Genomic DNA, 13012 nt, shown 5'->3' on the forward strand with positions numbered 1-13012 from the left:
CGACATAAAGGAATATTATAAGGCTTCGGTGTTGTTTGAGCAGATTCTGCCGATCGTGCGCGGTTTGCCCGAAGGAGAGAAAGTGCAGTTTTACCTGGCGTATTGCCAGTTTTATGACAAGCTTTATCTGTTGGCATCCGAGCAGTTCAAAACTTTTTATGAAACGTATGGTCGCAGTACGCTGGCAGAAGAAGCCCGCTATATGTATGCCTACTCGCAATATGCAGCATCGCCCAAGCCTAACCTGGACCAGACCAACAGTATAAATGCGATGGCTGCCATGCAGGAATTTTTGAACCGCTTTCCGAACAGCAAGTTCAAAGATCAGGCAGTAGAAGTAATTTATACCACACAGGGTAAACTGGAGAAGAAAGGATTTGAAAATGCATACCAGTACTACAAGATGCGCAGCTACAAGGCCGCCATCGTGTCGCTGAATAATTTTAAGAATAACTTTCCCGACTCGCATTATGTGGAGGAGGCTTCTTACCTGGTAGTATCAGCAGAATATAAACTGGCGCAGCAGAGTATATATTCCAAGCAACCGGAACGCTTCAAAGCTGTAGTAGAACACTATAAAGAATTTGTAGACAAATTCCCGCAGAGCAAATTTTTGAAAGACGCGGAGAAAATGTATGCCGACAGCCTGGAGAAATTAAACAAAACGAAAAACACAAATACATAAACATATGGCAGCTCAATCATCTATTGTAACCCGCGATGTAGAAAAGATCGCAGCAACTACTGGTAACTTATACGAGTCAGTAGTGATCATCTCGAAGCGTGCGCGCCAGATTGCCGTGAACCTGAAAGAAGAACTCAATAACAAACTGGCTGAGTTTGCTACAACCGTAGATAACCTGGAAGAAGTATTCGAGAACCGTGAACAGATCGAAATCTCCAAGTTCTACGAGCGTATGCCGAAGCCGACCAATACTGCAACGGAAGAGTTCCTCGATGGCGAACTCAGCTACCGCATGCGTAACGAAGACATTGCCTAGAGCAATGGAACGTTATCTGTTATCTGTTAATCGTTATTCGTATATATACGCAACGATTAACGGATAACTTATAACTGATAACGGACTTATGCTTCAGAATAAAAAAATCCTGCTGGGCGTATCAGGAAGCATTGCTGCCTATAAATCGGCAGTGCTGGTGCGGTTGCTTGTAAAAGCCGGAGCCACGGTAAAAATAGTGATGACTCCTGCAGCGCACGATTTCATTACTCCGTTAACGCTCTCCACGCTTTCAAAAAATCCTGTTCTCACCGAATTTTCAAAAGATGAAACAGGCCAATGGAATAATCATGTAGACCTGGGGTTGTGGGCCGATGCTATGGTAATAGCGCCCGCCAGCGCCAACACACTGGCAAAGATGGCCAATGGTTTATGCGATAATCTTTTGCTGGCAGTATATCTGTCGGCACGTTGCCCGGTATTTTTTGCTCCCGCTATGGACCTCGATATGCTTCGGCATCCGGCATCGCAGTCCAACCTTCATAAACTGAAAAGCTTTGGAAATATACTGATTGATTCAGCCTATGGCGAACTCGCCAGCGGATTGATAGGCCAGGGAAGAATGGCTGAGCCTGAAGAGATCGTAACGGTATTGGAAAAACATTTCGCTGCCGCGAGAAGACTTCAGGGTAAGAAAGTGCTGGTGACTGCAGGGCCGACTTATGAAGCACTCGATCCCGTTCGTTTCATTGGTAATCACTCCAGCGGAAAAATGGGATTTGCTATAGCAGAAGAACTGGCCGACCAGGGAGCTACGGTAAATCTGGTAACAGGCCCAACACAACAACATACCAATCATGCGCAGATAAACGTTATCAACGTAACGTCTGCAGAGCAAATGTATACTTCCTGTGCAGCGCTTTTTCCTACGATGGATATTACCGTGCTGGCAGCAGCCGTAGCGGATTACCGCCCGGTAGAAGTAGCGGAGCAGAAGATCAAGAAGAGCGATTCAAATTTAGTAATCGAGCTGACGAAGACCCGCGACATCGCTGCTTCGCTTGGCAAGATGAAACACAACGGACAGGTTACTGTTGGTTTTGCACTGGAAACAGAAAATGAAAAAGCCAACGCACTCTCCAAACTGGAGAGAAAGAATTTTGATCTGATCGTTTTAAATTCGCTGAACGATAAAGGTGCCGGGTTTCAACACGATACCAACAAGATTACCATCATCGATCGCGAACAACGCGTGAAGTCGTTCGAATTGAAAAACAAAAAGGAAGTAGCGCAGGATATAGTGCAGGCTATAATTGAAAAGCTCCATGATTAGAAAAGCGTTGGTCATTATTCTTCTTTGTACTTCGGTAGCTGCTCAGGCACAGGAGTTGAGTTGCACCGTGTCGATTAACGCTACACAAGTTCAGACTTCCGACCGAAATGTATTTCGTGATCTGAAAACAGCCATCGAGCAGTTTATGAATACGCGCAAGTGGACGAACGATTCTTACAAGAGCTACGAAAAAATAAAATGTAATATACTCATCACCATCACCAGTATGTCGGTGGGTACATCTATTGGTAGCTTTGAAGCTTCCGTACAAATACAATCGGCTCGTCCGGTATATAATACCAATTACTCAACACTCGCCTTCAACTTTGCCGATCGCGACTGGCAGTTTGAATATGTTGAATCGCTTCCGCTCGAGTATAACGACAACACCTATACCACCAATCTTACTTCCATGCTGGCGCTATATGCCTATATGATTATTGGTGTGGATTACGATTCGTTCAGTGAACTTGGCGGCACTCCGTATTTTCAAAAAGCATTGCAGGTAGTAAACAACGCGCAATCATCTAACCGCCCAGGATGGCAATCGCTGCAAGGGAACAGAACGCGATACTGGATTGTAGAGAACTATAACAATCCGCAGATGACAGACCTGCGCAAGGCTATGTATGCGTATCACCGGCTTGCACTCGATACATTTGATAAAGATCCTGACAAGAGCCGCGATATTATTCTGAAAGGATTGAAGGATATAAAAAAAGTAAGGGATGTCAATCCTACTGCTGTGATCATTGTAAGTTTCTTCGATGCTAAGGGTAAAGAGCTTGTGAATATTTTCTCGTCAGGAAACCTGCAGGTGAGGCGAGAGGCGTATGATGTGATCAAGACCATCGATCCATCTTCCAATCGTGCTAACTACGATAAGATCATCCAGAATTAGCATTATTTTTCTGAACCTGCTTCGCAGGAAATTCATCTTCCGTATTCTTTTTTCATAGTATCTTAGCCCCCATGGGTACGCGGCAACTTCGTCTCAATGATTCCGTACAGATCCGGAAACGGATACACGACTTCACGGGTAAAACGATTAACGTGGTGTTAACCGACAGCACTGCGATTATGGGTATACTGGAAAAGATCAGCGATACCGGAATTGTTTTAAAGAATATGCGGATGAAGAATGTTTCGTACACATTTGATAACATTGCTGAAATTTATTTCGACACAAACGCCTGATGTTAAAGCATCTCACCATTAAAAATTACGCCTTGATCCGCCACCTCGAACTCGAGCCATCGGCGCATCTCAACGTGATTACCGGTGAAACAGGAGCCGGTAAATCTATTATGCTCGGAGCCATTGGTCTGCTGATGGGAAATCGCGCAGAGACGAAAGTACTGTGGGATGAAAACGAGAAGTGTGTAACAGAAGGAGTCTTCAATATTAAAGACTATAAATTGAAATCATTCTTCAAGTCGGAAGATCTGGATTATGATGACAATACCGTTATCCGCAGAGAGATCAGTCCCGGAGGAAAGTCGCGCGCGTTCATCAACGATACACCCGTTACACTCGAAGTAATGAAGCGTGTAGGCAGTCTGCTGATGGATATACATTCGCAGCATGAAACATTGCTGTTGGGCAACCAGACCTTTCAATTGAAGCTGATCGATGCCTATGCAGAAAATCAAAATCTGGTTGAAGAATATAGCGAGCGCTGGAGCGAATTTCTCCAGGCAAAGAAAGCATACGAATCGCTGACGGCAGAAGCAGAAACACTTCGGCAGGAGGCAGACTATATACGTTTTCAACTCGATGAGCTTACCAAAGCAAACTTCGAAGAGAACGAACAGGAGTCGCTCGAATCGGAGATGAAGATCATGGAGCATGCAGAAGAGATCAAGAATAGATTTCAGCAAGTGATGGAACTATTGTCGCGTTCTGAGTATGCATCGCGTGGCAGTTTGAGTGAAGCGCGCGGACATTTGCAAGGTATATCTTCGTATGCTGATAAATATACCACGTTCTTTCAGCGTCTGGATAGCATGATCATTGAGCTTGATGATCTGCTGAATGAAATTGAAAACGAGGAGGAAGGTATAGAGTTTGATCCTGAGCGCGCTGAGTTTGTAAAGGAGCGCCTGAGTGTACTCTATCGCCTGTTAAAAAAACATCGTGTAGCCGATGTAAAAGAATTACTTGCTATACAGGAAGGCTTACGCGAAAAAGATAGTATTACGTCCAATGTAGACGAAGCACTTGCCAAAGCAAAAGATGCCTATACTTCTGCCGATAAAAAAGTACGTGCACTGGCAGCCAAGATCAGTGAGACACGGAAGAAAACACTCAAGCCACTGAGCAATCAGTTGGTGAAACTTCTGCTCGAAGTAGGGATGCCCAATGCCACCCTGCAGATTGATATACAGGAAACCGAACCCTCCGCTTCAGGTATAGATAAAATAGATATACTCTTCAGTGCCAACAAAGGTATAGCACCACGACCCCTGGCACAGGTAGCATCGGGTGGAGAATTTTCGAGATTGATGTTCTGTATCAAGTATGTAATGGCTGAGAAAACAGCGATGCCTACGTTGATACTCGATGAGATCGATAGTGGTATATCAGGTGAAGTAGCGATCAAGCTGGGTAACCTGATGAAGTCTATGTCAAAGACACATCAGTTAATTACCATCAGTCACTTGCCGCAAGTTGCAGCAAAAGGCGATACGCATTATTTTGTATATAAAGATAACTCTGCAGCTAAAACCGTTAGCAGTATACGCGAGCTAAAGAAAGACGAACGCGTGGAAGAAATAGCCAAAATGATAGGCGGAGAAAAGCCATCGAAGGTAGCCTTGCAAAATGCGCAAGAGCTGCTTACTGCGTAGAGTTATTTCCCACAGAATTCACAGAATTACACGGATAAATACAGAATTATAGTCTGCGTCAATCAGCGAGATCAGCGGGAAACAATTTTTTCTCCCGCAGATCTCGCAGACAATCGCAGATAAATACATCTATAAGTCATGTATATATTTCTGTGTACTTCTGTTCCTATAGCTGTCGGGAACAGATTTACGCAGAGTATAGAATTATCTCCACCATTCTGTTTTCTCTTCCTCTTTGTTGCTGATCAGAAGAGTACGGTACTCTCCCCAACCATATTCACTATACTTACTATTGGGTGAAAATTCTCCGGTTCCAACATCAAGGTCTGCGCTTTCGGGGATTCGGAAATCGCCCCAGTTACATTTTTTTGTTTTGCCTGTTTTATAGCTGGTCCAGGTTCCAATAAACATACTGTTAGAGAAGCCATCTGCAACAAGCATTAAAGCGTCATACTGAAATCGGTTTTTGTCATCGAGATAAACTTCAGTTGTCAAATTGCCTTGTATAATTCCGGAACCAGCATCGTTTTTATCTTCATAGATGATTATTTTACTGATGATATGTCCGAATCTATAGTTTGAAAAACCAATGTCTTCTGTTGGATTTTTCCAAGTGGCCGCAGTAATAGTGATTATTCCACTAAAGCGACATATGTTGTTCTTTACTTTTGTTTTGCCAGTGATTTTATACTCGTAAGGATTAGCCTGGCTTTTGGAAATGGTTGTAATGTGAATTTGGAATCGTTGAAACGTATCGCCTATATATCCAAGAGGCTCAGGCCGTTTTATTTTTATGCTTTCGTCATCGATAATCGTATCTGGATCAAGCACCATCGATAAATCATATTTTTTGATAGTACTATATAGATTCTTCTCGTTTACATTCTGCCCTGCTGATGGAATGTATATTGTAAAGGTTAGTATAAAAAATGATAGAATGGATTTGTAAATGGACGATTGATTCATATTTCAGTATTAGACAATTAACTGCATTCATCTGCGGGAAACAATTTTTTCTCTCGCAGATCTCGCGGATAGGCGCAGATTAAATGCAATTATATACTAAGTATATATTTCTGTGCAATTCCGTGAGTTCTGTGGGAAACAAAATTATTTTATCCGCTCCACATCTACTTTTACAGAAAGTTTCTGCTGGCCTGAGCTGAATACAATTCCTTTTATAGGGGCTACATCCTGGTAGTCGCGGCCAAAGCCTACGGTGATGTGTTTATAGGTTGGCAGCAGGCAATTGGTTGGATCGAACTCTACCCATCCGATGGAAGGAAAATATACCGATACCCATGCATGCGATGCATCGGCACCCACCAAGCGTTCTTTGCCCGGAGGAGGTATCGTTTCTATATACCCGCTTACATAGCGCGCAGGTAAACCCATGTTGCGCAGACAGGCGATCATAAGATGAGCAAAATCCTGGCATACACCTTTGCGCGATTTCACTACTGTCTCCACAGGTGTATTCACAGTGGTGAAGCCCGGTTTAAATTCGATAGTAGTATATATCTTTTGCATGAGCGTGTTGCATACGCTCCAGAGGGTGGCATCTTCCGGAAAGCAATCGGCAGAGAATTTTTGTATTGTTTCGCTTACCGGCACGTGGTGCGATGGTAATGTATACTGTATTACTTCGTGCATATCACCAATAGCGGAGATGAGCAGGCGCACGTCTTTCCAGAGTATAGCCGAGCTAAAAGCAAGTTCCGCAGGTACACGGTTCTCTATATTTACTACACTGGTAGAGTTGATCTTGAGTCGTTTGTGTTCCTGGTATATCGATATAAACGTAATGGTATTGCCAAAGAAATCGGTGCGTTGCGAGATCTCATCCGGAGTAGGAACGATGTTGATGTCGTTCATGATGCACTGGTGATGCGCCACCGAGAGAGGTGTAAGGCACAACCGGTTAAAGCAAGTGCTTACCGGCTCCTCGTAGGTATATTCTGTATAGTGTCGTATTCTGTATTTCATGCAACGATCGTTATACTTCAAATTGTAATTCGTCAGACCCGTGTTTATAGTATACCGAATGGCTAAAGTAGGCAGCACTCAACTTCACAGAGAGTGTAGCAATCTGGTTGCTCAGTTCTTCGCATACCTGGTATAGCTCTTCGCGTATACCCGATGTTTTGTTAAGGGCCACGAGCTTATCAACGTTTATGAGGCGCACTTTGCTATAGCATGCAAACGCAAGGGCAGCGATCTCACCACTGGGACTATTGTCGCGACTGGGTAGTTCTTCTATATACTTGAGCAGTTGCTCCAGTTGTGAAAGTATAGAGATCGGGTTTTGTTTATTGATAAACAACAGATCGATAGCCGGTGCTGTATCAAAGTATGTTTTGTTTACCGAGCGATAGTTGGAGAGCGCCAGGTTGCTGGCCAATAGTGCTTCTAATATTTGCGACTCTGAATTTTCCTCGAAGCGTGAAGTCAGCAATGTTTTATACTGGATTACTTCCAGCGATACTTCTTCGAGTAATTGCCCGATGCGATACATGTTCCATCCTTCATCGCGATACATACTCTGGCGATTCATTTCCAGGAATGACAGCAGGCCGAGATTCAACTGGTCAAGCAAAGAGAATACATGGCGAATGTTCTCCGGTTCCAGCAACGCCAGTCTGCGTTTTACATTTTCGATATCATCAATAATGCGCCAGTTATCCACCGTCCACCGATCGCGCACGGAATACATGGCACGCAATAAACTATTCACGGCAGATAATATACTGCCCGGTATATCTGCGTTGCAGATCACATGATGCAGTTGTGTAAAGAGTATATCGGCTGTGTTCTCTTCTTTATCCACAAGATCGCTTGTAGCGGTGAGTTGCTCTACGGTTTTTAGTAAAGCCTTCATAGCGACTGAATCCTGGTCGTTGGTTTGACTGAGGTTTCGCAGTACAATACGAATAAAGCGCGATGTGCGTATAACCCGTTGTGAGTAACGACCTACCCAAAAAAGATTTTCTGCTGCGCGACTCGGCAACACGGCTTTTCTTCGAAGATCCGGATTGCGCAGTAATGTGAGATCTATATTCTGTGCCGGTACTTCAATCCATGTATCTTTCGATATACCACCTTCCTGGTTGGAAACGATAAGACTGCCTTTCTCGGGAGAGCAACGTGTAAGTCCGCCAGGCATAATCTGGTAACTTCCTTCTGATGCTACCAGGAATGTGCGCATCACGGTATAGCGCGGCTCCAGTTTGCCTTTTGTAAACACAGGCGATGTAGAAAGATTTACCGCTTCCTGCCCGGCATATAAGAAAGGTTGAAAACGAATTTTACGAATAAGATCTTCTTTCTCTGCCTTCGAGAGTTGGTGACCGATCCAGGTATCAGAGCCCGTCATGCGATCCGTCTTTTTTATTACCAGCGAATCGATGTTGCTGATCACATACTCCATCTCTTTCTTTTGTCCGCACCACCACGTGGCCACCATCGGAAATATAGGATCTTCTTTGAGGAAGTATTGAAATACATTATGCATGAAGGCGAGCAGCCCGGTGTTCTCCAGTATACTGCTTCCCAACGGATTGGCTACTGCTACATTTCCTTTGCGGATAACTTCGAGCAATCCGGGTATACCGAGTTGAGAATCTTCGCGCAGTTCTAACGGATCGCAGAAACTATCATCTACTCTTCGAAGAATGATGTCTACTTTCTCAAGACCTTCTACCGTTTTGATCCACACAAAACCATTGCGTACAATTAAGTCATCGCCCTGTGCAAGTGTAAAGCCGAGATACGAAGCTAATATAGCATGCTCGAAATAGGTTTCGTTATGCGGGCCGGGTGTGAGCACCACAATGCGCGGTTGTTCTTTACCATGCGGAGAAATTTTGAGAAATGCCTGCATGATGGAGTTGAAAAATCCGCCAAGCTTGTTTACATGATGATCTTTGAAAAGCTCGGGCAGCACACGATTCAGTGCGCTGCGATTTTCCAATGCATAACCCATTCCTGAAGGAGCTTGTGTGCGATCGCGCAATACCCAAACTTTTTCATTGGGGCCTCGCGATAAATCGGCTGCATAGAGTATGAGTTGATTTTTACCGGGGAGCTTTATGTTATCGCATGGCCGAAGAAAACCAGAGTGTGAGTATATCAACTCGGGTGGTATAATTCCTTCTTTCAACAATCGTTTCTCGCCATATATATCTTCCAGCAGCATGTTCAGTACCGTAACACGTTGCTTCATGCCTTTCTCCAATAATTTCCATTCGGCATTGGCGATGAGCAGTGGTAATGTATCGAGCAGCCACGGACGATTCAATCCATCGGGATCGCCATATACATTATAGGTAACACCGTTTTCCTCCAGCAGCTTGAGTAATTCCTGCTGACGATTTTTTAGTTCAGCCGGTGTAAGATGTTCTACATTATTGAGCAGGCGCTTCCAAGGCTCTCTCACTTCGCCATTCGGCCCAAAACATTCGTCATGGAAAACCTGGTTGGAGAAATAATCCTGCGTGATCAAACTCTGCGAAGCATTTATATTCGTACGGTCCATTCAGTATAGTGCCGGTCAGTATTGTCGTAAGTCCAGTGTGCGCGGGTATTCGGAATTTCTTTTTACCGTTACCGGCTGACTAAAATTGCTGGGAATTTGAGTCTTTTCCAAATGCCGGTCAACCTGCCCGTTGGCAACAACCGGTGTAATCGTTCCGGGTGTATGTCCGTGATTCCAGAAGCGACTGATGCGTCTTCCTTCTGCTTCAAAGGCATTTACCGGGAAGGTATCATAATTTCTTCCTCCGGGATGTGCTACATGGTATACACAACCACCGATGGAACGTTTATTCCACGTATCGAATACATCAAACACCAATGGTACATCAGCCCCTAATGTAGGATGCAATGCTGATGGCGGACTCCACGCGCGATAGCGAACGCCTCCTATATATTGACCTTTGACGGATGTCTCCGTTAACGGTACAGGTATACCATGGCAGGTGATAATATAGCGGTCGCTGTTAAAGTTATTGATACTTACTTCTACACGCTCTACCGATGAATCGACAAAGCGTGCTGTGCCACCGCTTACCGATTCTTCTCCCAATACATGCCATGGTTCTATACCAAGCCGAAGTTTCAATTCCATATCCTGCACTTTTATCTTGCCATATAGCGGGAAGCGAAACTCAAAGAATGGTTCGAGCCAGGCGAGCTGAAAAGGATAGCCCGCTTCGTTCAGGTCGTTTACCACTTCGGTGAGATCCTGTTCCACATAATGTGGCAGCATATACTTGTCGTATAATTCCGTGCCCCAGCGGATGAGTCTTCCGGTATAGGGCTTTTTCCAGAAGCGTGCGAGCAACGAGCGGATCAAGAGTAATTGTACTATACACATCTGCTTGTTGGGCGGCATATCAAAACCACGGAACTCTAAAAGGCCAAGTCGCCCCGTAGAGCTGTCCGGAGAATATAGTTTATCGATACAAAACTCGGCACGGTGTGTATTGCCGGTGATATCGATGAGTAAATTTCTGAATAACCGGTCTACCAGCCAGAAAGGTATATGTTCTTTGTCCGGGATCTGGCTGAAAGCAATTTCAAGTTCATATAGCATTTCCTGGCGCCCTTCATCTACGCGTGGTGCCTGACTCGTTGGCCCTATAAATTGCGTAGAGAATAAATACGATAACCCCGGATGATGTTGCCAATAGGTGATGAGACTTCGCAGCAGATCGGGTCTTCGCAGCAGCGGACTATCAGATGGAGTTATACCACCAATGGTAATGTGATTGCCACCACCCGTGCCGGTATGTTTCCCATCGAGCATAAATTTCTCGGTGCCTAATCGCGTAAGTCTTGCCTGCTCGAAGAGTATATCATAGTTGTTCAATATCTCGCCCCAGTTTTTAGCCGGGTGTATATTTACTTCCAGCACGCCCGGATCAGGTGCCAGCGATAATTTTTCCAAACGATTATCGTGGGGTATACCATAGCCTTCAATAATTACTTTTATCTGCAGTCGCTCCGCTGTTGATTCTATAGCGGCCAGCAGGTCGAGGTAATGTTCGGCATATTGCAGCGGAGGCATAAAGATATGCAGCTTGCCTTCGCGCACTTCTATACACAACGCTGTTTTGATAGTATATACTTCAAACGTTGGTGCAGGCTCTTCTTCTTCCGGAGCTTTACTTTTTTTACCGGCAGGTTTTTCTTCTTCTGCGATAACAGAAACACTTCGTGAAAATTCTTCGGGAGGTTCTGATGTATATACCGGCTTGTTGAACTGTGCTTCTACCTTTGTGTGAAAGTCGATAAGCGCGGGCAGTTCTTCAAAGGTACTTCGCTCAACCGGTCGCTGTATTTTGGATGGACTGAGATACGGCAATGTTTTTAACGGTAAGCGATAACCCATAGGAGAGTTACCCGGTATAAGCACGAGATGTTCATTGCGGAATTGCCACTGGCACGACAGCCACCGGTTGTTGCTATAGTTCCACTCAAGAGGTATAACATATCCGGCTGGTGTGCCTAAACCGTTCTTCAACAGTTCAGCAAGCTTGCGTCTTTCAAGCGGATCGTTGAGGTTTTCTTTATAGGGGTCTATATTTACCGGCACCTTCGCTTCTTCCCACAAAAAGAAGAATGCATCTTCCAGCGCAGGGTGTATATGTTCCTGCGGTATATTTATATACCTCGCTAATGTACTGGCAAATCGTTCGGCATCAGCTATAGTATAGGAAGATGGTGTATCGGCCAGGTCGAGCAGTGTATCATTCTTCCAAACGGGTAAACCATCTTTGCGCCATATAGCCGTGTATTGCCAGCGGGGTAATGGTTCTCCCGGATACCACTTGCCTTGCCCGGTATGGATCAATCCGCCAGCACCAAAGGCTGTTTTCAGTTTACGAATCAGTTGTGCTCCGAGCACACGTTTCTGCGGACCATCGGCAGCCGTGTTCCATTCTTTCGCTTCCATATCATCCACGGAAACAAAAGTGGGTTCGCCACCCATGGTGAGTCGCATATCTCCGGCAACAAGTTCTTTGTCGATTGCATAACCGAGCGATTCTATAGCAGACCATTGCTCTTCGCTATAGGGTTTGGTAACGCGCGGGTCTTCGTGTATGCGGTATATTTCGTTGGAGTAAGAGAATGTACTTTCGCACGCATCTATATACCCGGTTACGGGAGCAGCACTTACCGGGTCGGGTGTGCAACACAAAGGTATATGTCCTTCGCCCGCGAATAAGCCTGATGTAGGATCGAGCCCTACCCAGCCGGCACCCGGTATATATACTTCTGCCCACGCATGCAGGTCAGTAAAATCCTGTTCAGTTCCCGATGGTCCATCGAGCGCTTTCTGATCGGCCTTGAGTTGCACGAGATAGCCCGATACAAATCGTGCTGCCATGCCTACATGCCGAAACAACTGAACAAGCAACCAGGCAGAGTCGCGGCACGAGCCGCTCTTAAGTGCAAGCGTCTGTTCGCAGGTTTGTACGCCCGGTTCGAGTCGCACAGTATACTGTATATATTTCCATACGCGCTGGTTAAGATCAACCAGGAAATTGATAGTGCTGGATTTTTTTGTGAGATCTATAGTCTTCAAAAAATCCTGTAACAATGGCCCGGCTTCCGATACTTCGAAGTAGGGAATCAGCTCCCGGTATAATTGATGATTATACTGAAACGGAAATTCTTCCGCATAACTCTCGATGAAAAAATCGAATGGATTGATTACTACGATCTCTGCGAGCACTTCTACATCAAAAGAGAAATGACGGGTTTGCTCCGGAAACACAACACGCGCCTGGTAATTGCCAAACGGATCTTGCTGCCAGTTGATAAAATGATTTTCGGGTTTGATGTTGAGGGAATACGAAAGTATAGGC

General features: G+C 45.0%; 10 protein-coding genes. 6 read left to right on the top strand and 4 right to left on the bottom strand.

Annotated elements, in window-relative coordinates; translation table 11 throughout:
* The 6 genes from VIN08_RS15500 to recN form a co-directional block, all read left to right on the top strand.
* A partial coding sequence (locus VIN08_RS15500) for an outer membrane protein assembly factor BamD (RefSeq protein WP_331966910.1) occupies positions 1-685 on the top strand: 685 nt, incomplete at its 5' end.
* 4 nt (positions 686-689) lie between these two features.
* On the top strand, positions 690-1001 hold the full coding sequence (locus tag VIN08_RS15505) for a DNA-directed RNA polymerase subunit omega (protein WP_331966914.1): 312 nt from the start codon (positions 690-692) through the stop codon (positions 999-1001).
* An 88-nt stretch (positions 1002-1089) separates the two neighbouring features.
* Positions 1090-2292: a bifunctional phosphopantothenoylcysteine decarboxylase/phosphopantothenate--cysteine ligase CoaBC gene (gene coaBC / locus VIN08_RS15510; protein ID WP_331966916.1), complete on the top strand. Its 1203-nt coding sequence runs from the start codon at positions 1090-1092 to the stop codon at positions 2290-2292.
* On the top strand, positions 2285-3193 hold the full coding sequence (locus tag VIN08_RS15515) for a DUF4835 family protein (RefSeq protein WP_331966918.1): 909 nt from the start codon (positions 2285-2287) through the stop codon (positions 3191-3193). The genes coaBC and VIN08_RS15515 overlap by 8 nt, the downstream gene beginning before the upstream one ends.
* 71 nt (positions 3194-3264) lie before the next feature.
* Complete coding sequence (locus tag VIN08_RS15520) at positions 3265-3489, top strand: hypothetical protein (RefSeq protein ID WP_331966920.1); 225 nt, start codon at positions 3265-3267, stop codon at positions 3487-3489.
* On the top strand, positions 3489-5141 hold the full coding sequence (gene recN / locus VIN08_RS15525; RefSeq protein ID WP_331966922.1) for a DNA repair protein RecN: 1653 nt from the start codon (positions 3489-3491) through the stop codon (positions 5139-5141). The genes VIN08_RS15520 and recN overlap by 1 nt, the downstream gene beginning before the upstream one ends.
* Positions 5142-5345: 204 nt before the next feature.
* Here the strand turns inward: recN and VIN08_RS15530 are convergent, their stop codons facing one another.
* From VIN08_RS15530 to VIN08_RS15545, 4 genes are all read right to left on the bottom strand, one after another.
* Entirely contained in the window at positions 5346-6107 is a 762-nt protein-coding gene (locus tag VIN08_RS15530; protein WP_331966924.1) for a hypothetical protein, read from the bottom strand.
* A 144-nt stretch (positions 6108-6251) separates the two neighbouring features.
* Positions 6252-7127 carry a transglutaminase family protein gene (locus VIN08_RS15535; protein WP_331966926.1) on the bottom strand — a complete coding sequence of 292 codons (876 nt, stop codon included), beginning with the start codon at positions 7125-7127 and terminating at the stop codon, positions 6252-6254.
* A 10-nt stretch (positions 7128-7137) separates the two neighbouring features.
* On the bottom strand, positions 7138-9675 hold the full coding sequence (locus VIN08_RS15540) for a circularly permuted type 2 ATP-grasp protein (protein ID WP_331966928.1): 2538 nt from the start codon (positions 9673-9675) through the stop codon (positions 7138-7140).
* 15 nt (positions 9676-9690) lie between these two features.
* Positions 9691-13012 (bottom strand): transglutaminase family protein (locus tag VIN08_RS15545; RefSeq protein WP_331966930.1); only part of this gene is annotated, 3322 nt, incomplete at its 5' end.

It is taken from the genome of Ohtaekwangia sp., assembly GCF_036568665.1.
Lineage (GTDB): Bacteria > Bacteroidota > Bacteroidia > Cytophagales > Cyclobacteriaceae > Ohtaekwangia.